17 protein-coding genes and 1 pseudogene are annotated in these 19,580 nt (G+C 73.0%); 12 read left to right on the top strand and 6 right to left on the bottom strand.

Translation table 11 applies throughout. The features are described 5' to 3' along the window. The first annotated feature begins 25 nt into the window (after nucleotides 1-25). Both K7C20_RS14720 and K7C20_RS14715 read left to right on the top strand, forming a co-directional pair. Nucleotides 26-811, top strand: coding sequence for a MurR/RpiR family transcriptional regulator (locus tag K7C20_RS14720; protein ID WP_053210037.1), 786 nt, complete (start codon nucleotides 26-28; stop codon nucleotides 809-811). Nucleotides 812-1,049: 238 nt separating this feature from the next. Continuing rightward, nucleotides 1,050-1,622 (top strand): annotated as a pseudogene (locus K7C20_RS14715) (hypothetical protein); the annotation flags it as partial. Nucleotides 1,623-1,929: 307 nt separating this feature from the next. Here the strand turns inward: K7C20_RS14715 and K7C20_RS14710 are convergent. The 5 genes from K7C20_RS14710 to K7C20_RS14690 all read right to left on the bottom strand — a co-directional run bounded on the left by K7C20_RS14710 (nucleotide 1,930) and on the right by K7C20_RS14690 (nucleotide 6,683). Further along, nucleotides 1,930-3,264 carry a type III PLP-dependent enzyme domain-containing protein gene (locus K7C20_RS14710; RefSeq protein WP_030088418.1) on the bottom strand — a complete coding sequence of 445 codons (1,335 nt, stop codon included), beginning with the start codon at nucleotides 3,262-3,264 and terminating at the stop codon, nucleotides 1,930-1,932. A gap of 527 nt (nucleotides 3,265-3,791) precedes the next feature. Next, the gene (locus K7C20_RS14705; protein WP_053209723.1) at nucleotides 3,792-4,613 is read right to left on the bottom strand and encodes an ABC transporter permease; all 822 of its coding nucleotides are present in this window, start codon (nucleotides 4,611-4,613) and stop codon (nucleotides 3,792-3,794) included. A gap of 185 nt (nucleotides 4,614-4,798) precedes the next feature. After that, the gene (locus K7C20_RS14700) at nucleotides 4,799-5,800 is read right to left on the bottom strand and encodes an ABC transporter ATP-binding protein (protein WP_078953411.1); all 1,002 of its coding nucleotides are present in this window, start codon (nucleotides 5,798-5,800) and stop codon (nucleotides 4,799-4,801) included. Then, entirely contained in the window at nucleotides 5,797-6,180 is a 384-nt protein-coding gene (locus tag K7C20_RS14695; protein WP_053209703.1) for a transcriptional regulator, read from the bottom strand. The genes K7C20_RS14700 and K7C20_RS14695 overlap by 4 nt, the downstream gene beginning before the upstream one ends. Beyond that, on the bottom strand, nucleotides 6,177-6,683 hold the full coding sequence (locus K7C20_RS14690; protein ID WP_167352527.1) for a hypothetical protein: 507 nt from the start codon (nucleotides 6,681-6,683) through the stop codon (nucleotides 6,177-6,179). The genes K7C20_RS14695 and K7C20_RS14690 overlap by 4 nt, the downstream gene beginning before the upstream one ends. Before the next feature lie 242 nt (nucleotides 6,684-6,925). Between K7C20_RS14690 and hutU the strand changes: the two genes are divergently transcribed. Genes hutU through hutI form a run of 4 tightly spaced genes read left to right on the top strand, consistent with a single transcriptional unit; the run spans nucleotide 6,926 to nucleotide 12,379 of the window. Next, nucleotides 6,926-8,596, top strand: a complete 1,671-nt coding sequence (gene hutU, locus K7C20_RS14685) for a urocanate hydratase (protein ID WP_030086405.1) — start codon at nucleotides 6,926-6,928, stop codon at nucleotides 8,594-8,596. A gap of 17 nt (nucleotides 8,597-8,613) precedes the next feature. Continuing rightward, nucleotides 8,614-9,831, top strand: coding sequence for an allantoate amidohydrolase (locus tag K7C20_RS14680; protein ID WP_245171549.1), 1,218 nt, complete (start codon nucleotides 8,614-8,616; stop codon nucleotides 9,829-9,831). Further along, nucleotides 9,822-11,177: a formimidoylglutamate deiminase gene (locus tag K7C20_RS14675; protein WP_030086407.1), complete on the top strand. Its 1,356-nt coding sequence runs from the start codon at nucleotides 9,822-9,824 to the stop codon at nucleotides 11,175-11,177. The genes K7C20_RS14680 and K7C20_RS14675 overlap by 10 nt, the downstream gene beginning before the upstream one ends. Before the next feature lie 17 nt (nucleotides 11,178-11,194). Then, nucleotides 11,195-12,379 (top strand): imidazolonepropionase, encoded by a 1,185-nt coding sequence (gene hutI / locus K7C20_RS14670; protein WP_030086408.1) that lies wholly within the window; start codon nucleotides 11,195-11,197, stop codon nucleotides 12,377-12,379. Between the two features lie 162 nt (nucleotides 12,380-12,541). Here the strand turns inward: hutI and K7C20_RS14665 are convergent, their stop codons facing one another. Then, the gene (locus tag K7C20_RS14665) at nucleotides 12,542-13,354 is read right to left on the bottom strand and encodes an RNA polymerase sigma factor SigF (RefSeq protein WP_400854190.1); all 813 of its coding nucleotides are present in this window, start codon (nucleotides 13,352-13,354) and stop codon (nucleotides 12,542-12,544) included. Nucleotides 13,355-13,739: 385 nt separating this feature from the next. Here K7C20_RS14665 and K7C20_RS14660 point away from each other — a divergent pair, with 385 nt between their 5' ends. The 6 genes from K7C20_RS14660 to K7C20_RS14635 all read left to right on the top strand — a co-directional run bounded on the left by K7C20_RS14660 (nucleotide 13,740) and on the right by K7C20_RS14635 (nucleotide 19,531). Then, complete coding sequence (locus tag K7C20_RS14660) at nucleotides 13,740-14,108, top strand: STAS domain-containing protein (protein WP_030086413.1); 369 nt, start codon at nucleotides 13,740-13,742, stop codon at nucleotides 14,106-14,108. Between the two features lie 171 nt (nucleotides 14,109-14,279). Next, nucleotides 14,280-14,780 carry an ATP-binding protein gene (locus tag K7C20_RS14655; protein WP_053209705.1) on the top strand — a complete coding sequence of 167 codons (501 nt, stop codon included), beginning with the start codon at nucleotides 14,280-14,282 and terminating at the stop codon, nucleotides 14,778-14,780. Nucleotides 14,781-15,034: 254 nt separating this feature from the next. Next, nucleotides 15,035-15,757, top strand: coding sequence for an LPXTG cell wall anchor domain-containing protein (locus K7C20_RS14650; protein ID WP_053209706.1), 723 nt, complete (start codon nucleotides 15,035-15,037; stop codon nucleotides 15,755-15,757). 104 nt (nucleotides 15,758-15,861) lie between these two features. Continuing rightward, nucleotides 15,862-16,866: a COG1470 family protein gene (locus K7C20_RS14645; protein ID WP_053209707.1), complete on the top strand. Its 1,005-nt coding sequence runs from the start codon at nucleotides 15,862-15,864 to the stop codon at nucleotides 16,864-16,866. 131 nt (nucleotides 16,867-16,997) lie between these two features. Continuing rightward, nucleotides 16,998-18,101 carry a hypothetical protein gene (locus K7C20_RS14640; protein ID WP_246655330.1) on the top strand — a complete coding sequence of 368 codons (1,104 nt, stop codon included), beginning with the start codon at nucleotides 16,998-17,000 and terminating at the stop codon, nucleotides 18,099-18,101. Further along, nucleotides 18,101-19,531: a hypothetical protein gene (locus K7C20_RS14635; protein ID WP_053209708.1), complete on the top strand. Its 1,431-nt coding sequence runs from the start codon at nucleotides 18,101-18,103 to the stop codon at nucleotides 19,529-19,531. The genes K7C20_RS14640 and K7C20_RS14635 overlap by 1 nt, the downstream gene beginning before the upstream one ends. The last annotated feature ends 49 nt before the right edge of the window (nucleotides 19,532-19,580 follow it).

Below are 19,580 nucleotides of genomic sequence, written 5' to 3'. Positions count from 1 at the left end.
CCAGAAGCTCTTCGAGGGCCACCGGCTGACGCCCACCCAGCGCCGGATCGCCCACTGCATGGTGCGCCGGGCCGCCGATGCCCCCTTCCTCTCCAGCGTCGAACTCGCCGAACTGGCCGGCGTCAGCCAGCCGTCCGTCACCCGCTTCGCCGTCGCCCTCGGCTTCGACGGCTACCCGGCGCTGCGCCGCCATCTGCGCGAGGTCGCACCCACCGACAAGCCCGGCGACACCGGCTCCTACAACGAGTACCAGCAGGCCGTCCAGGCGGAGATCGACAACCTCCGCCGGCTCGCCGCCGTCCTCGCCGACCCGTCGCCGGTGAGCGAGGCGGGCCGCCTCCTCGCCGCTTCCCGGCCGCTCCCCGTCCTCGGCCTGCGCGCCGCCACCGCCCAGGCCGCCGGCTTCAGCTACTTCGCCCGCAAGGTCCACCCCGACGTCCGCCTCCTGGACGAGGGCGGCACGATGCTCGCCGACCGCATCGACGCCGCCGTCCGGGCCGGCGCAAGCGCCCTGCTCTGCTTCGCCCTGCCCCGTCACCCCCGTGAGGTCGTCGACGCCCTCGACTACGCCCGCACGGCCGGGCTGACCGTCGTCACCGTCGCCGACAGCGCCTTCGCCCCCGTCGCCCACCACACCGACCTGCTCCTCCCGGCCCCCGTCGGCACCGGCCTGGCCTTCGACACCGCCTGCGCCCCCATGCTCCTGGGCCGCGTCCTGCTGGAAGCGATGTGCGACGCCCTGCCGGACGCCCAGGCCCGCCTGGAGGAGTTCGACGCGGGCGCGGCGGCGCGGGGGTTGTTCGTGGAGTGAGCCGCGGGGAGCGAAGCGGCGGGGAGCGAAGCGGCGGGCGGCGGTGCCGTGGTGGGGGGAGGTGCCGTCAGGATGTCCGCCGCACGTCCCGGCCTGCCCGCCGGTTCCCCGCCACCGCCTCGGCTCAACTCCCGCGCGCCGTCTCAGGGAATCCTCATCCGGGCTGGCTACGATCCGCCGCCGGCACAGGTGTGCCGGACAGGTGGGACGGAGCGGTCGCAGGGCGAGGAGGTCTGTCGTGGGGCACGGGGTGTATGCGCTGGCACGGGTGGCAGTGGTGGTGCGGGCCCCGGCGGGCCTGCTCTGGTGGCCGGGGCTGCTGGCCGCGGGGATCGGGGCGCTGGTGCCGGGGCTGACCGGGCGGACGGCCGGGCTGTCGGCAGGGGCGGCGCTGTTCGTGATCGCCGGGTGCGTGCGGTGCGTGGCACGGCGCGGACGGTAAGCGGCGCCGGCGCGCGACGCGTCGCGCGCCGGGAAGGCCGTCATTCTGCAGGATCGTTTGGTCACCCTCCGGATCTGGCGGCGGGCGCACCGCTGGTGGCTGCTGCTCGCCTTCCTGGCGGCGGTCGGCTCATCGTTCGTGCTGCCGGCGGCCGGCGGGCTGCTGATGGCCGGGTCCGCGCGCGGGCTGTGGGCCAAGGCGCTGTGGCTGGGGCGCTGGGAGCGGGAGCACGAGGCCCTGCTGTGGGTGCGTACGGAGGCGGCCGGGCGGGGCGGCGCGGCCGGCAAGGAGGTGCGTGGGTACCTCCTGACCGGTACAGCCGCCGGGGACGCGCGGCCCGGCGGGGCACGGGCCGGGGGAGCACAGGCCGGCGGGCCGCGGGCCGGGAGAGCGCGGGCCGGCCGCGGAGCGGGGAGCGCGGGCCGCTCGCTGACCGGGAGCGCGGGCCGGCCGCTGACCTGGAGCGAGGACCGGCCGCGGAGCGGGGAGCGTGGGCCGTTCGCTGGCCGGCGCGTACCCGGCAGGTGACGGGTCTGCTGCCTACGGGCCTGCCGGCTACGGGCCTCGTGCCTACGGCCCTCCGGCCCATGGGCCTGCCGCTTACGGGCCTTCGGGCCCACGGGTCTGCCGCCTACGTGCCGGCCGCCAACGTGCCTACTGCCTACCCCCGCCGTGCCTACTGCTTCCCGAGGTCGCTCAGTGACTTCGCGTGTGCGCCGCCGCTCTCCGCGGTGAGGTCCTCCAAGGTCTGCGGGGGGCGGACGGCGGCGAAGCGGATGGTGCCGTCCGCGTCCGTCGCATAGCCGTAAATCCCGGGACGTGGGAGGGAGTTGTAGGCGAAGTGGGTGGAGAAGTAGTAGGCGCCGGTGTCCAGGAGGGCGGCGTGGTCGCCGGACTCCAGGAGGGGGAGTGGGCGGTTCTCGGCGACCAGGTCACCCGCGAAGCAGCAGGGTCCCGCGATGTCCTGGGCAACCGGAGCGCCGGTCTTGGGGCGCCCCTCGGCGTCGTAGGCCGCGACCCGGAGCGGCCAGGCCTCGGGGACGAAGACCGTGCGGGTGGCGACCTGGGCGCCGGCGTGGGTGACCGCGATGGGCCGGCCGCCGGCCGACTTGGCGTACTCGACGCGGGCGAGGACCGTGCCGTTCTTGGCCAGCAGCGAGCGGCCGAACTCGGTGACGATTCCGTAGCGTCCGGACAGCAGGCCGGGGACGGTCGCGTGCAGCAGCGCGGCGTACTCGCGGTAGGTCGGGGTGGTGGCGTCCGAGGAGAAGTTCACCGGCAGACCGCCGCCGATGTCGAGGGTGTCGATCTGGCGTCGGCCGGCCTTCTCGTTGATCTCCTCGGCGAGGTGGTACAGGGCGCGTACGCCCGCGGCCATCAGCTCCAGCGGCATGCCCTGGGAACCGACATGGGCATGCAGCCGGGTCAGCCACGGGCGGGCGAGGAAGGCCTCTACGACCCAGTCGCGGGCGCCCTCGTCACGCAGCCCGACACCGAACTTCGAGGTGTCCGTGGCTGTGCTCATCGCCCCGATGCTGCCGCCGCCGATCTGGGGGTTGACCCGCAGACCGATGGGTGCGCTGCTCGGCGCCGACGCCATCAGCGCGTCGATACGCGTCAGTTCCTCGGGGTTGTCGGCGTTCACGGCGATCCCGAGAGCCAGCGCCTCACGGAGTTCGGGGAGGGTCTTTGCGGGCGAGTCCAGGACGGTCCGCCCGACCGGCACCCCGGCGGCACGGGCCAGCGCCAGCTCGCCGGGGCTGGCCACCTCGCACCCGAGCCCCTCTTGCGCAAGCAGCCGCAATACGGGGACGAGCGAGGCGGCCTTCACGGCGAAAGCGTGCAGGACCGGGGTGCCGGGGGCGGTGAACTCCTCGAAAGCCGCACGGAGTTCGGCCGCCGACCGGCGGATCCCGGCGATGTCGAGCAACCCGGCGACGGGCTCGCCGGGCCCCACCAGCCCGCGCGCTACGGCTGCCTCTACGGCACGGTCTCGCTCCGTGAAGTTCATGCCTCAACTCCATCATTGGGTGGGGGTGTCACGCCAACCGGGACCGGTGCCCCGGCAGCCTGCCCGCCGCGCGGGCTGTGCGATCCCTGCCCGGACTGTGCGATCCCCGTCCGGGCTGTCCGAGCCCCGTCCGGGCTGTGCGATCCCCGCGTGGGCTGTCCGATCCCCGTCCGGGGCCGTCTGCCCCTGCCCGGGCCGTCTTGCCGTCTGCCGCCCGGACTGTCCGCCCCGCCCGGACTGTCCGCCCCGCCCGCCCCGCCTGGGCCGTCTGCCCCCGCCGGGGCCGCCTGGCCATCTGCGCCCGGCAGCCCGTCTGCCCCCGCCCCCCTCGCCCCCCGCTTCATCTGCCCAGGCCATCCGACCCCGACCCCGGACCGTCCAACCCCTGCCCAGGCCATCCGACCCCGACCCCGGACCGTCCAACCCCTGCCCGGACCGTCCGACCTTCGCCCGCACCGCCCGGGCCGACCGACTCCCCGGCGCCGACCGACTCCCCGCCGGCGGCTGGCTCCCCGGCGGCTCCCGGCTCAGGCCGTTCCGCCGCCGTACCCTGCCTTGCGGTGGCGTTCGGTGAGGCGGGAGCCGGACTCGCGGCGGGCGGCGCGGCGCAGGAGCGGGACGGCCAGCAGGAAGCCGAGGACGGCCCAGGCGGTGAGTATCAGGGCCACGGTCGGCAGCTCCCAGGAGCCGGCCGGTTCCGCGGCGCGCGCGGCGTCCGGCAGGAGGGCCGAGCGCAGGCCCTGCGCCATCCACTTGAGGGGGAAGACGGAGGCGATCTTCTGGACCACCGCGGGCAGCGAGCTGAGCGGGAACATCGCCCCCGAGGTGACCAGCAGCCCCATCACGGGCAGCATGATCAGCGCCAGCGCCTCCCGCGGATTCGGCAGCACGGCGCCGAGGGCCGCGCCCAGCGGTACGACCGCGAGCAACCCGAGCGCGCTGACCCACAGCAGCGTCAGCCAGCCACCGGGCCCGTGCGGCAGCGGGCCGTCCACCAGCAGGGCGGCGGCTCCCAGCAGGACGACCAGGGTCCCGAACGCCATGGCGACCACCAGCAGCGACTTGGCGACGAGATACGCGGGTATGCCGCCTGGGGTGGCGCGCAGCCGCAGCAGGGCGCCCTCCTCGCGCTCGGTCACCAGGATCTGCGGGAGATTGACCAGCCCGATCTGGAACAGCAGATAGGCGGCGAAGCCCGCGAGCGTCAGATGTGCCAGCGGGACCTGGGTACCGGGCACCTTGGAGCTGATATAGCCGGCGAGCAGCAGCGCGACGACGACATTGACCAGATGGCCGCTCATCTCCTTGGGATTGCGGACGAGGTGGCGGAGTTCGATGCCCCCGCGCAGGAGACCGGCCCGCCAGTAGCGGCGGCGGTGGCCCGAGGCGGTCGCCCTCGCGCTCGCAGCGGCCGTGTCCGGCCTCCCCACTGTGTCCGGCCTTCCCGCCGTCTCCGGCCTCCCCGCCACATCGGCCCCCTGGTCGCTGCCCGTCGCCGCTGTCGCTTCCGTCACGGCCGTCACTTCACTCCCCCTCATGCTTGCTTCTCCCCGTCCGAGGCCGTTGTCCCGTCCGACGCGGTGGTCCCGCCCGTGCTCCCGGTACCGGCCCCGGCCCCCTCGCCCTGGTGCACCATGTGCAGGTAGGTGTCCTCCAGCGTCGGGCGGCGCACCTCCAGGTCGGCGACCGGTCCCTCCGTCTCCTGATGCAGCTCCCAGACCAGCCGGGAGGGGTCCTCGGTACGTTCCCGGCGGGCCGTGCCGTCGGCCGCCGTCCAGCGGACCTCGGCCTGTGCGGCGGCCCGCCGGGCCAGTTCCGCCGGGGTGCCGTCGGCCCGGATCCGGCCGTTGACCAGCACCGCTATCCGGTCGGCCAGCCGCTCGGCCTCCGCCAGGTCATGGGTGGTGAGCAGGATCGTGACGCCCTCGTCGCGCGCGAGCCGTTCGACCAGGTCGTGGAAGTCGCGCCGGGCCTCGGGGTCGAAGCCGGTGGTCGGCTCGTCCAGGAAGAGGAGCTCGGGGCGGCCGATGATCGCGAGTGCCACGTCCAGGCGGCGGCGCTGGCCGCCGGACAGCCGGTCGACCTGCTGTCCGGCCTGCTCCGTGAGGCCGACCAGGGCCAGCAGCCCGGCGGGGTCGCGGGGGGCCGGGTAATAGAGGGCGAAGTGCGTCAGCAGCTCGGCCACCCGCCAGCGGCGGTGGTCGCGCCAGGACTGGAGGACCAGGCCGATCCGGCCGCGCCAGGCGTCGTCGCCGTGCGCCGGGTCCGTCCCCAGCACGGAGACCTCCCCGCCGGAGCGCCGCCGGAAGCCTTCCAGGATCTCGACGGTGGTGGTCTTCCCCGCGCCGTTGGGGCCGAGCAGCGCGAAGATCTCGCCGCGGCGGATGTCCAGATCGATGCCGTGCAGGACGTGGGTGCTGCCGTACGACATCCTCAAGTCGCGCACCCGGATGACCGGTGGGGCGGATCCGGCGGAGGCCGTGGCTGCCGAAGCCGCCGTGGCCGGGGGGAGGGGCAGTTGCCCGGTGGTCGTCATCGGCCCGCCTCCGCGCGCTGTTGCTGTGGTCCTGTCCCTGCTGCCGCCGCGGCGGACTCCGTCGCCGGTGCGGCCGCCGCCGCGGGCCCCGCGCCCTCGACGATGGCGCGGAGTGCGGCCACATGGCCCTCGAAGGCGGTGCGGCCGCGGCTCGTCAGCCGTACTTTGGTGCGCCGTTTGCGGCCGCCGCCCTCCTTGCGGATCTCCAGATACCCGGCCTCTTCCAGGGTGTGCAGCTGCTTGGAGAGCGCGGAGTCGCTGAGCGAGAGGCTGTCGCGGATGAACGGGAAGTCGGCCCATTCCGTGGCGGCGAGCAGCGCCACCACGGACAGCCGGGTGGAGGGGTGGATCAGTTCGTCGAACCCGCTCGGGGTGCTCATCGGTTCGTCTCCTTGAGGCTCGCTCTCGCGGCGCGGTCGCGCAGCGAGCTGACCGCCCAGCGGTTCGCGGGGCCGACGAAGAGCAGGAAGGCGCCCGCGGAGACGGTGGCCTGGATCAGGCTGCCGAACGGCAGCGCCAGCCAGTCGACCAGTGCGCCGGAGGCCACGATGGTCACGCCGGTCACCGCCATGCCCGCGAGGAAGGTGGCGAACGACCGCCAGCTGTGACGCGAGCGGTGCAGCCGCATCCGGGTCCGGCGGTTGTAGATCACGGCCAGCGAGCCGAGCAGGGTGACGTACGCGGTCAGCACCAGCCAGAACGCCCACCGGGGCAGATCGAGGCCCGATACGGCGAGGAACACCCACATGATTCCGGCCGTGGTGTACGTCGCCCCGGCGTCGCTATGGGCGCATCTCTCGATCTCGTCGTACACCCGCTCCTGCGGTACCCGAATGCGCTGCAGATCCTGCCAGGCCTGTTCGGCATCCACCGATGTGCTCATGGCCATCGCCTCCCCAAGGCGGTCCGGACATTCTCCGTTGACTTGCCTACTAGGAAAGCTAGCGCAGACTTTCCCAGTGGGCAAGTAAAAATTCCGGAGCCGGTCGCGCGGTCGGTTCCGGAGTCGGCCGCCGGTTCATGCGGCTCGCGGCGAGCGGCTCGCCGGAGCCTGTTGACTAGCAGTATTCAGCGGCGCCAATATGTGAATAGCTCAATCCATTCGACGTCAGGGAGGCACGGCCCATGTCGGGACCGCGACCCGTGCGGGCACCGCGCGGTACGGAGCTCAGTGCTCGGGGATGGCAGCAGGAAGCCGCGCTGCGCATGCTGCAGAACAACCTCGATCCGGAGGTGGCCGAACACCCGGACCAGCTCGTCGTCTACGGCGGCACGGGCAAGGCCGCCCGTGACTGGCGCTCCTTCGACGCGATGGTGCGCACGCTCACCACGCTCAAGCAGGACGAGACGATGCTCGTCCAGTCCGGCCGGCCGGTCGGCGTGATGCAGACGCACGAATGGGCGCCGCGGGTGCTCATCGCCAACTCCAACCTCGTCGGCGACTGGGCCAACTGGGAGGAGTTCCGCCGCCTGGAGGCCCTCGGCCTGACCATGTACGGGCAGATGACCGCCGGTTCGTGGATCTACATCGGCACCCAGGGCATCCTCCAGGGCACCTACGAGACCTTCGCGGCCGTCGCGGCGAAGAAGTTCCACGGCACGCTCGCCGGGACGATCACGCTCACCGCCGGCCTCGGCGGCATGGGCGGCGCCCAGCCGCTCGCCGTCACCATGAACGACGGCGTCGCCATCTGTATCGACGTCGACCCGCGGGCCATCGAGCGCCGGATCGAGCACCGCTACCTCGACGTGAAGGCCGATAGCCTCCAGCACGCGCTCCAGCTCGCCGTCGAGGCCCGTGACCAGCGCAAGCCGCTCTCCATCGGCCTGCTCGGCAACGCCGCCGAGCTGCTGCCGCAGATGCTCGCCGAGGGCGCGCCGATCGACATCGTCACCGACCAGACCAGCGCCCACGACCCGCTGGCCTACCTGCCCGTCGGCATCGACTTCGACGACATGGCCGCCTACGCGGCGGAAAAGCCCGCCGACTTCACCCAGCGGGCGCGCGAGTCGATGGCCAAGCACGTCGAGGCCATGGTCGGCTTCATGGACGCCGGCGCCGAGGTCTTCGACTACGGCAACTCGATCCGCGGCGAGGCCCAACTCGCCGGATACGAGCGGGCCTTTGCCTTCCCCGGCTTCGTCCCCGCCTATATCCGGCCACTGTTCGCCGAGGGCAAGGGGCCTTTCCGCTGGGCCGCGCTGTCCGGCGATGCCCGGGACATCGCCGCCACCGACAAGGCGATCCTCGACCTCTTCCCGGAGAACGAGTCGCTGGCCCGCTGGATCAAGCTGGCCGGCGAGCGGGTGCACTTCCAGGGCCTGCCCGCCCGGATCTGCTGGCTCGGCTACGGCGAACGCGACAAGGCCGGTGAGCGCTTCAACGAGATGGTCGCCGACGGCACCCTGCGCGCCCCGCTGGCCATCGGCCGCGACCACCTCGACTGCGGCTCCGTCGCCTCGCCCTACCGCGAGACCGAGGCCATGAAGGACGGCTCCGACGCGATCGCCGACTGGCCGCTGCTCAACGCCATGGTCAACGTCGCCTCCGGCGCCTCCTGGGTCTCGCTGCACCACGGCGGCGGCGTCGGCATGGGCCGCTCGATCCACGCCGGACAGGTCACCGTCGCCGACGGCACCCCGCTGGCCGGCGAGAAGATCCGTCGGGTGCTCACCAACGACCCCGGTATGGGCGTCATCCGGCATGTCGACGCGGGCTACGAGCGCGCCGACGAGGTGGCCGCCGAGCGCGGCGTCCGCATCCCGATGCGCGAGGGCGAAGGCGGGGGCGCGTGACCGCCTCGTTCCACGAGATGTGGGAGGAGCTGCGGCCCCTCGGCCGCGACTCCTCCTCCGGGGGCTACCGCCGCTACGCCTGGACCGGCGCCGACGCCGACTGCCGCGCGTGGTTCCGGGCCCAGGCCGAGGCCCGCGGGCTCGCCTACGAACTCGACCGCAACGGCAACCAGTGGGCCTGGCTCGGCGCCACCGGCTACCAGGACGTGGCCCCCGGCGACGCCGTCGTCACCGGCTCGCACCTGGACTCCGTACCGGACGGCGGCGCCTTCGACGGCCCGCTGGGCGTCGTCTCCTCCTTCGCCGCGCTGGACGAACTGCGCCGGAGGGGAGCGGAATTCGGCAAGCCGCTGGCGATCGTCAACTTCGGCGACGAGGAAGGCGCCCGCTTCGGTCTGGCCTGCGTCGGCTCCCGGCTCGCCGCCGGTGCGCTGACCACCGAGGCCGCGCACCGGCTGCGCGACGGCGACGGCGTCACCCTCCCGCAGGCCATGGAGCGCTCCGGATACGACCCCGAGGCGATCGGCCCGGACCCCGAACGGCTCGCCAGGATCGGCGCGTTCGTCGAACTCCACGTCGAGCAGGGCCGGGCCCTGGACCTGTCCGGCGATCCGGTCGGCATCGCCTCCGCCATCTGGCCGCACGGCCGCTGGCGGTTCGACTTCCACGGCGAGGCCAACCACGCCGGCACCACTCGCCTCGACGACCGCCGCGACCCGATGCTCAGCTACGCCGCGACCGTGCTCGCCGCCCGCGAGCAGGCCCGGCTGGCCGGCGCCCTGGCCACCTTCGGGAAGATCAGCGTGGAGCCGAACGGGGTCAACGCCATCCCCTCGCTCGTCCGCGGCTGGCTGGACTCCCGCGCCGCCGACCAGGACACCCTGGACACCGTGATCGCCGGGATCGAGCAGGCCGCAGCCGAGCGCGCCGCCCGCGACGGTGTGGACCTGACCGTGGTCCGCGAATCCTTCACCCCCGTCGTGGAGTTCCAGCACGCCCTGCGGGACGAGCTGAGCGCGATCCTCGGCAAGTCGGGGGAGCGGCCGGTGCCCGTCCTGGGCACCGGAGCCGGGCACGATGCCGGTATTTTGTCCGGAACCGTCCCCACCGCGATGCTGTTCGTCCGCAACCCCACAGGGGTGTCGCACTCGCCCGCCGAAGCAGCGGGGGAGGACGACTGCGCCGCCGGGGTCACCGCACTCGCCGACGTACTGGAAGGGCTGGCGTGCCACTGACCACGCAGGCAACACCGACGACGTACTGGCTCGAACACGCCTGGCTCGGCACCCACGTCGAGCCGGGCGTCACCCTGGACGTCGCGGACGGGCGGATCACGGCCGTCCGCACCGGGGCGGACACCCCGCCGCCCGGCGCCACCGCGCTGCGCGGTCTGACCCTCCCCGGCCTCGCCAACGCCCACTCGCACGCCTTCCACCGCGCCTTGCGCGGCACGGTCCAGGTCGGCACCGGCACCTTCTGGACCTGGCGCGAGATCATGTACAGCGTCGCCGACCGGCTCACCCCGGAGACCTATTACGCTCTCGCCCGCGCCGTCTACGCCGAGATGGCGCTGGCCGGCATCACCTGCGTCGGCGAGTTCCACTACCTCCACCACGCGCCGGGCGGCACCCGCTACGACGACCCCAACGCCATGGGCGAGGCGCTGGTCTCCGCCGCCGAAGACGCCGGTATCCGCATCACCCTGCTCGACACCGCCTATCTCTCGGCCGGCTTCGGAGCCGCGCCCAACCACCACCAGCTGCGCTTCTCCGACGGCACCGCCGAGCGCTGGGCCCAGCGCGCCGACGCACTCAAGGAGCGCGCCCACGCCCGCATCGGCGCCGCCATCCACTCCGTACGCGCCGTCCCCGCCGGGCAGCTCGGCACCGTCGCGGACTGGGCCCGCGAACGGCAGGCACCCCTGCACGTCCACCTCTCGGAGCAGACCGCCGAGAACGACGCCTGCCGCGACGCCCACGGCCGCACCCCCGCACAACTGCTGGCCGACCACGGCGCGCTGGGCCGGCGCACCACGGCCGTGCACGCCACGCACCTCACCACGGAGGACATCGAGCTGCTCGGTGACTCCCACACGGGCGTGTGCATGTGTCCCACCACCGAACGCGACCTCGCCGACGGCATCGGCCCGGCCGCCCGGCTCCAGGGCCGCGGCAGCCCGCTGTCCCTCGGCAGCGACAGCCACGCCGTCATCGACCTGCTCGAAGAGGCCCGTGCCATGGAGCTCGACGAACGGCTGCGCACCCGCACCCGCGGGCACTGGACGGCCGCCGCCCTGCTGCGCGCCGCGACCGCCGACGGTCATGCCGCCCTGGGCTGGGACGACGCCGGCGCCCTGGAGGCCGGCGCGCTCGCCGACCTCACCACGATCGCACTGGACTCCGTACGCACCGCCGGACCACTGCCCCGGCTGGCCGCCGAAACGGCCGTATTTGCCGCCTCCGCGGCGGACGTACGGCACACCATCGTCGGCGGCCGGCAGATCGTCCGGGACGGGGTGCACACCCTCGTCCCCGACGTACCCACCGCCCTCGCAGAGTCCATCGCCGCGGTACGCGGCTGAAGGAGAACACCCCCGCGATGACGACGACTTCCACGCCGACCACCACCGCCATCACCCACATCTCCCAGCTCGTCACCAACGACCCCTCCCTCGGTGAAGGCCCCCTCGGCCTGATCCAGGACGCCGCGGTCGTCATCGACGGCGACCGCATCGCCTGGGTCGGTGCCACCAGCAAAGCACCTGCCACCGACAACGCCGTCGACGCGGGCGGCCGGGCGGGCATTCCCGGCTTCGTCGACTCCCACTCCCACCTGGTCTTCGCCGGCGACCGCACCGCGGAGTTCAACGCCCGGATGTCCGGCCGCCCGTACTCCGCCGGCGGCATCCGCACCACCGTCGCGGCCACCCGCGCCGCCACCGACGAGGCGCTGCACGCCAACGTCGCGCGCTATCTCGCGGAGGCGCTCCGGCAGGGCACCACCACCCAGGAGACCAAGTCCGGCTACGGACTCACCGTCGAGGACGAGGCCCGCGCACTGCGCATCGCCGCCGAGCACACCGACGAGGTCACCTTCCTCGGCGCGCACATCGTCTCGCCCGACTACGCCGACGACCCGGCCGGCTATGTCGACCTGGTCACCGGCCCGATGCTGGACGCCTGCGCCCCGCACGCCCGTTGGGTCGACGTCTTCTGCGAGAAGGGCGCTTTCGACGGCGACCAGGCCCGCGCCGTCCTCACCGCGGGCAAGGCCAGGGGCCTGGTGCCGCGGGTGCACGCCAACCAGCTCGGCCACGGCCCCGGCGTCCAGCTCGCCGTCGAGGTCGGTGCCGCCTCCGCCGACCACTGCACCCACCTCAGCCGAGCCGACATCGACGCCCTCGCGCACTCCGACACCGTCGCCACGCTCCTGCCGGGCGCCGAGTTCTCCACCCGCGCCCAGTGGCCCGACGCGCGTCCGCTGCTCGACGCGGGGGCCACCGTCGCCCTGTCCACCGACTGCAACCCCGGCTCGTCCTTCACGAGTTCCATGGGGTTCTGCATCGCGCTGGCGGTCCGCGACATGGGGATGACGCCCGACGAGGCCGTGTGGTCGGCGACCGCGGGCGGCGCCCGTGCCCTGCGCCGCACGGACGTCGGCCGGATCGCCCCCGGAGCCCGCGCCGACCTCGCCCTCCTGGACGCGCCCTCGCACGTCCATCTCGCCTACCGGCCGGGCGTCCCGCTCGTCTCGGCCGTGTGGCACAAGGGAGTTCGCGTCTGATGGTCACGCGCGCAGGGTGACGTCCGCCCCGGCCTCACGGAGCCGGGCGCGGGCGCTCTGCGGCAGTACAGCAAAGGAGGGCCCGTCCCGAGCAGTCCCGGGGCAGGCCCTCTTTTGCGCGGGCGGCTGCCGGCCACGTGGGCCGGCAGGGACCGCGGTCCCTCACTCCTCGACCATCAGGCCCTTGCGGAGCCGCACGAGAGTGCGGGAGAGCAGACGGGAGACGTGCATCTGGGAGATGCCCAGCTCCTCGCCGATCTCGGACTGCGTCAGGTTGGCGACGAAACGCAGCGAGAGGATCTTGCGGTCGCGCGGCGGGAGTTCGGCGATCAGCGGCTTGAGGGACTCGACGTACTCGATGCCCTCGAGTCCGTGGTCCTCGTAGCCGATGCGGTCCGCCAGCGCGCCTTCGTTGTCGTCCTCCTCGGGCTGGGCGTCCAGCGAGCTCGCCGTGTAGGCGTTGCTCGCGGCCATGCCCTCGACGACCTCGTCACGGGTGATGCTGAGGCGTTCGGCGAGTTCGAGCACGGTGGGGGCGCGGTCCAGCTTCTGCGCTAGCTCGTCGCCGGCCTTGGCGAGGTCCAGGCGCAGCTCCTGAAGGCGCCGCGGTACCCGCACCGACCAGCTGGTGTCACGGAAGAAGCGCTTGATCTCGCCGACGATGGTCGGCATCGCAAACGTCGGGAACTCGACGCCACGGCTGATTTCGAAGCGGTCGATCGCCTTGATCAGGCCGATCGTGCCGACCTGGACGATGTCCTCCATGGGCTCGCTGCGGGAGCGGAACCGGGAGGCCGCGAACTTCACCAGCGCGAGGTTGAGCTCGACCAGAGTGTTGCGGACGTACGCGAATTCGTGGGTGCCTTCCTCGAGCGTTTCGAGCCGCTCGAAGAGGGTCTTGGACAGAGCCCTCGCGTCCACCGGGCCCACCTCGTCGAACGGCGGGATCTCGGGCAGAGCCTCGATCTCAGTCATTTCTGCCAGATCTGATTCGGCAGGGAGCGACTGGGAAGGGATGTGCCCGGTCGGGTCGGACGGGGGTGTCGACGATGCGGGCTGCCGGGTGTCGTCGGTGCGCAGTTCGTCGAGCCGGGGTGACATGGTCTCCTCCATCGTTCTCGGCATATGGCTGCCGATGCCTCTACGTGAAGCTGCGGTGTGCGGCGCCTCCAAAGCCGGCCGTTTCGAATGTGTGCTTCTACGCCTACCTGGCTTTGCCTGAAGATGGCAAGTGCGTGTTGTCCGTATATTGAGCAATATGCGGATTGTTCAGCTACCGGGAGGCGTCAGGAGGGCGTAGGGTTCGACGAGCGCAGTCGTAAGCAAACAGTTGTCTAGACAGCAAGAGGGGTGCGCGCGCATGGACCGCGGGACGGTCGGCAGTGCAAGCCGGGGCCGGCTTCATGTCGAGATCCGCCATCACGGCGCCAGCGCGGTCGTGACGGTTTCGGGTGAGTTGGATCACCACACCGCAGACCTGTTGCGTGAGTCACTCGAGGGCTGCGTGGACGATGGATATGCACGCCTGGTGGTGGACTGCTCACCCCTTGAGTTCATGGACTCCACCGGCCTCAATGTGTTGCTCGGCGCGCGCCTGAAGGCGGAGGCCGAGGGGGGCGGAGTTCATTTGGCCGGGATGCAGCCGGTGGTCGCCCGCGTCTTCGAGATCACTGGCGCGGAGGCGGTCTTCACGGTGCACGACTCGCTCGACGCGGCCCTGGCCGAGTGACATGGCGGCGGTGTCCGGAACGTTGCATTCCGGGCACGTAGTCCGTGTCACAACTTCCGTACCCAAGAAGTGGGTGTTCTCACGGTCCGGTCGGGCAGGAGACATCTGAATCCGTTGAATCAGTCAGTATCTGTTTTCCGTGAACAGGCGAATCGGTGAGGTGAAGCGCTGATGAGCACCACCCGGCCGTATCCGCCGGGCGATCTCGGCCCGGAGTCGGGCGGCGCGGGCGCTTCCGCCGCCCCGGCTGGCGCCACCCCGGTGGGCCAGATCCGCCGGCTGCGCCTGGCGGGCACCCGAGGCGCCGTGGCGCGTGGCCGTGACTTCGCCCGGCAGGCCCTGCACGACTGGGGCTGGCTGCCGGCCGCCAGTGCCGACCGGCGTGCCGCGGCCGAGGATGTGCTGCTCGTCGTCTCGGAACTGGTCACCAACGCCTGTCTGCATGCCGAAGGGCCCGAGGAGCTGCGGCTGCGCTGCACCTCCAAAGTGCTGCGCCTGGAGGTCAGCGACCTCGGTGCGGGCTCGCCGGCGCCGCGCAGCCCGCACCGTCCGGGCCGCCCCGGCGGTCACGGCATGTTCATCGTGCAGCGCCTGTGCCTGGACTGGGGCGTGGTGCGTCACCCCGACGGCACGGGCAAGACCGTCTGGGCGGAACTCGCCGCGCCGTCCTGAACGGCGGGCGGAGGGGTCGGAGAAGAGCTGGGCGCGGGCCTGTGGGCCCGCGCTTCGTCGTGTGCGGACCCTGCCGCACGGCGCCCCCGGGCCGCCGCGCACACGGCCGGATTTCCCCGCCGCACGGGCCGCGGGCCGATCGGGGCTGCGCATTGCCTTCCCTCGGCAAGGTCCCCGGCGTACCTTGAGCGGCCAATCTGATGTGCCGTCAGTAACATCCGGCGGTGCGCTCACCGGGAGAAGGGGAATCCGAGGTGGCCCGCTTCTACGAACAGCACGGCAGGCGCCCGGGGCGGACGGCCGGCCTCGCCGCGGCCGTGGCGATGGCGGCGGGATCCGCGGTGATGCTCACCGCACCGGCTGCCCACGCCGAGGTCGTCGACGTCAACTACCAGTGCAAAACGCCGATCGGCAACAAGGGCGCGGTCTCGCCCATCGACATCAGGAGCACCGCCGACGGTGGTGCGTACAAGCTCGTCATGTCCTTCCAGAAGGGCGTCTCCTCCAGCCCCGTCGAGCTGGGCAAGGGCGCCATGAAGCCGAGCGCGCTGATCAGGCTGGGCGGCGCGGAGAGCGGTACGGTGCCGGTCGCCGGACCGCCGAACGACAAGGCGATACCGGCCAACACCCCCATCAAGATCAGTGACTTGAGCGGTACGTACACCCCCAAGGGCAGCGGCAAGGTCACCTTCACGGCCGCCACGCTCACCATCAAGGCGCTGGGCACCACCACCACCTGTACCCCGAGCAATCATCCCAAGCCCTCGCTGACCCTCGATGTGAAGGGCTCCGGCGGCTCGGGCGGCGCCTCCGCAAGCGCCGGTGCCTCCGCCACGGGCGGTGGTTCGTCCGGCGGGCAGCTGCCGCAGACCGGACCCGCGGACTCCGCGATCGCGCTGGGCACCCTCGGCGGCACCGTGCTGCTGGCCGGTGCGGCCGGTGCGCTCTGGCTGACCCGCCGCCACCAGCGGGTGTGACGCGCCGCGCGGGGCGCCAGGACCCGCGGCGCGCACCCCCGATCCCCGCCCGACCCCTTGCCCGGCCGGCACGGGGAGGTACCCGCCTGCAGCAGGAGCCGCCGATGCCGTTCCGTACCCGCACAGCGGTCAGCGGTGCGATCCTCGCCACCGCCGCCGTGCTGCTGTGCCCCACCGTGGCCGTGGCCCGGCCGGCCGCCGCGCCGGCACCACCGGGCTGGTCCGCGGCGCCCGCACCCGGCAACGGCGCCGAGCCGCGCGCCCAGGACCGCCCGTACTTCTACCTGGCGGGCGCGCCGGGCACCGTCATGAACGACCGGCTGTCCCTGAGCAACCCCACCGGCCGCGCCGTCACCGTACGGCTGCGCAGCTCCCTGCCCGGCTCGTGGCTCACGCTCGCCTCGACGGAGGTGAAGGTGCCGCCGCGCACCCGGGCGAGCGTTCCGTTCACGGTGACCGTGCCGCGGGGCGCGGCCCCCGGCGACCATTCCGGAGCGCTGGTCGCCACCGGCGGTGGCAAGGGGGGCGGGGCGGGCGGACGGGACGCCGTACCGGTCCATCTGCGGGTGACCGGGCCGACGTTGTCCGCGCTGACCGTCGAGGACGTGTCGGTGAGCGGACGGGACGGTACGGCGGTCATCCGGTACACGCTGGTCAACCGCGGCAACACGGTGCTCGCGCCGCGGCTCGCGGTCCGCGCCGACGGGCTCTTCGGCCCGGTGCTGCGCCGGGCCGCCCGCACCCTCCCGGTCGGGCTACGGCCCGGCCAGGGCATCGATCTGACGGAGACATGGCCCGATCCGCCCGATCTGGACCGGGTGGACGTGCGGCTCACGGTGACGGCGGGCGGCGGTGCCCACGGGACCGCCACTGCCACGTACACCGCGGCCCCCTGGGGTGCCGTGGCCGGAACAGCGCTCCTCCTGGCGGTGGGCGCGGGCGCGGGCCGCCTGGCGGTCGTCCGCCGGCGACGCCGCGCCCAGGCCGTGAGCGGGGTACCGGGTGCGGACACCGCGCGGACTGCGGCCGAGGAGGCGCGGCCGTGCGAGGGCGGAAGGCCGGACGCGGCGGACCAGTTGGCGAGCACCGGATCAGGAGCGCGGTCGTGAACGGCGAGACGGGGGCGGGGACGGGGACGGGTACGGCCACAGGGGCGGGTACGGAGACGGGTGTGGCGACGGGGGCGGGCGGGGCGGCAGGCCCGGCGGCCCGCGCCGGGCGTCGTGTGCGGCGGCGGGTGGTGGCCGTGCTCGTGCTGTGCGCGGCGCTCGCTTCGGCCCCCCTTGCGGGTGCCGTCGCGGTGCCTGCCGCCCCGTACGCCCCGGCGGCCGAGGGCGAGCCCACCGTCCACCTGTCCCAGAAGGAAGCCGGCAAGGGCGGCAGCCTCACCGTGACCGGCCGCGGCTGGCGGCCCGAGGCGCTGCTCACGCTGCTGATCTGTGGACAGAACATGATCGGCGGCACCAATGCCTGTGCCAACGGCGACGGGCGGGCGGTCACCACCGACGCGCACGGTGCGTTCCACAAGAGGCTCCCGGTCGCCGAGCCGCCCAAGCCCTGCCCCTGTGTGGTGCATGTGGCGACCGTGACCGGTGAGGCCCCGGACGCCGATGCCGCGTTCAAGGTGGCCGGCCACCCGGTGGCCCCGCTGCCCCAGGAGGGCGCCGGCGGCCGGCTGACGGTGCTCGCCCAGCCGCGGCTGGCCGGCAGCAGCGGCCTGCTGACCTGGTTCGGTGCCCCCGCACAGCGCGAGTTGACCCTCACGATCGGCAACCTCGGCTCGGAACCGGCCCGGAACCCGGTCTTCCAGGTCGGCACGTCGCACGGGGTCTTCGCGACCGAATGGGAGGAGCAGCAGTGGCGGGGGACCGTACCCGCCGGGAAGAAGGCCGAGGTCAGGCTGCCGGTCGAACTGCCGGCCGGCGCGCACGGGGACTATCTGGTCTCCCTCAAATACGGCGGCAAGGTGCTGGCCGAGCAGCCCTGGGGCGTCGGCAGGCCATGGGGCGTGACGCTCTTCTGGGTGCTGCTCTGCGTAGTCGTCCCGACGGCGGTGTTCCGCATCGGGATGGCCCTCGTGGACCGGATGCGCCCGCGCCGGGCGGGCGGGACCCGCAGGCGCACCGCAGGACGTACGCATCCGGCCGGAGGCACCCGCGCCGCCGGCCGGTGGCCCGGCGAGGCCGGCATCGGATCACGCATCAGAAACCGAACCGCGGGCGAGAGCTCGACGGCCGGCCCCGGTACGCCGGGTGACTCCGCCGCGCTGCCGTGGTTCACCCCGGACACCGCACCGTCCACCACCACATCAACCGAACGACCGACGTCGAAAGGTTCAGCGTGATGAGGCAACGGAGGAGAGCTGCGGTGGCCTCGGCGGCCGCGCTGGTGCTCGCGGGTGCGGGCATCGTGGCAGCGGCCGGGACCGCCCAGGCAGCGGAGGTGTCGTACAAGACGGAGTGTCTGCCGCCGCCGATATCGGGGCTGCCGCCGATCCAGGGCACCACGAAGGTGGCGGTCAGCGCGCCCGCGACCGCGAAGGTCGGCGACGAGATCGAGGTGGTCTGGAAGACCATCGAGGGGGCCTCCAAGAACCCCGACATCCTCGATCTGGGGGAGAACACCGTCCAGCCGACCGGCACGATCAAGGTGGCCGGTGCGCAGACCGGCGATCTGGCGATGCAGGGACCGCGCCAGAACCCGCCGATCCCCAAGGGCAGTCCGATGAAGCTGTCCGACATGAAGGGCAAGCTGAAGCTGGACAAACCGGGTGAGGTCACCCTGGCGCCCGGCTTCTACAACATCAACGTCAACAAGCCGATCTCGACGGACACCAAGTGCTCTCCCAAGGAGGCCGTGCAGCCCGCGGTCACCATCAAGGTGACCGACGGCGGGGGCAGTTCCGGCGGCACCACGAGCGGGACCACTACCGGCACGACCAGCGGGACCACCACCGGCACGACTACCGGGACATCCGGCGGCACCACCACCGGAACGACCGGCGGGACCACGTCGGGGACGACCAGCGGCACCACCGGCGGCAGCACCGACGGCGGTACGAGCGCCGGCTCGTCCGGCGGCACGACCACCGGCGGCTCCGGCGGCGACCCCGACGGCACCGCGTACCAGGGCAAGCAGGTGCAGGTCCCGTACGCCTGCAAGACGCCCATCGGGGACAAGAAGGCGACCTCCCCGGTCCAGATCAACGCCGTGAAGAAGGGCGGCAGTTACGACCTGACGGTGAAGTTCGCGAAGTCCGTCATGGACAGCCCGGCGGACATCCCCAAGGACTCGGTCAAGCCGTCGATGGACGTCAAGGTCGGCGGTGCGGACAAGGGCTCGGTGAAGGTCGAGGGCCCGACGAACGCCGAGCCGATCAAGTCGGGCCAGCCGATCGCGATCCCCGACCTGAAGGGCACCTACAAGCCGGGCGCCACCGGCAAGGCCACGCTCACCCCGGGCGTGCTCACCGTCAACGCCCTCGGGACGACCACCACCTGTACCCCGGAGAAGGACCCGGGAGTCTCGCTCGCGCTGGACACCTCGGCGCAGCAGGGCGGTACCTCCGGCGGCACGACGGGCGGCGCGGCAGCCTCCGGGGGCAGCGCGGCGGGACCTGCCAGTGTGTCGGGCGGCAGCGGCGGCGGGCTCGCCGAGACCGGTGCGAGTGACCACGGCGCGCTGACCGCGCTCGGTCTCCTCGCCGGCACGGTCATCCTGCTGGGCGGCGCGGTCTTCACGTTCCTCCCGCGCTTCCGGGCACGGGTCCGCTGACGCGGCACGTCCACGGGACGCACGAAGGGGGCGTCGCACCCGGCGGTGC

Source organism: Streptomyces decoyicus (assembly GCF_019880305.1).
Taxonomy (GTDB): domain Bacteria; phylum Actinomycetota; class Actinomycetes; order Streptomycetales; family Streptomycetaceae; genus Streptomyces; species Streptomyces decoyicus.
This window is presented reverse-complemented; position numbering and strand designations above follow the sequence as displayed.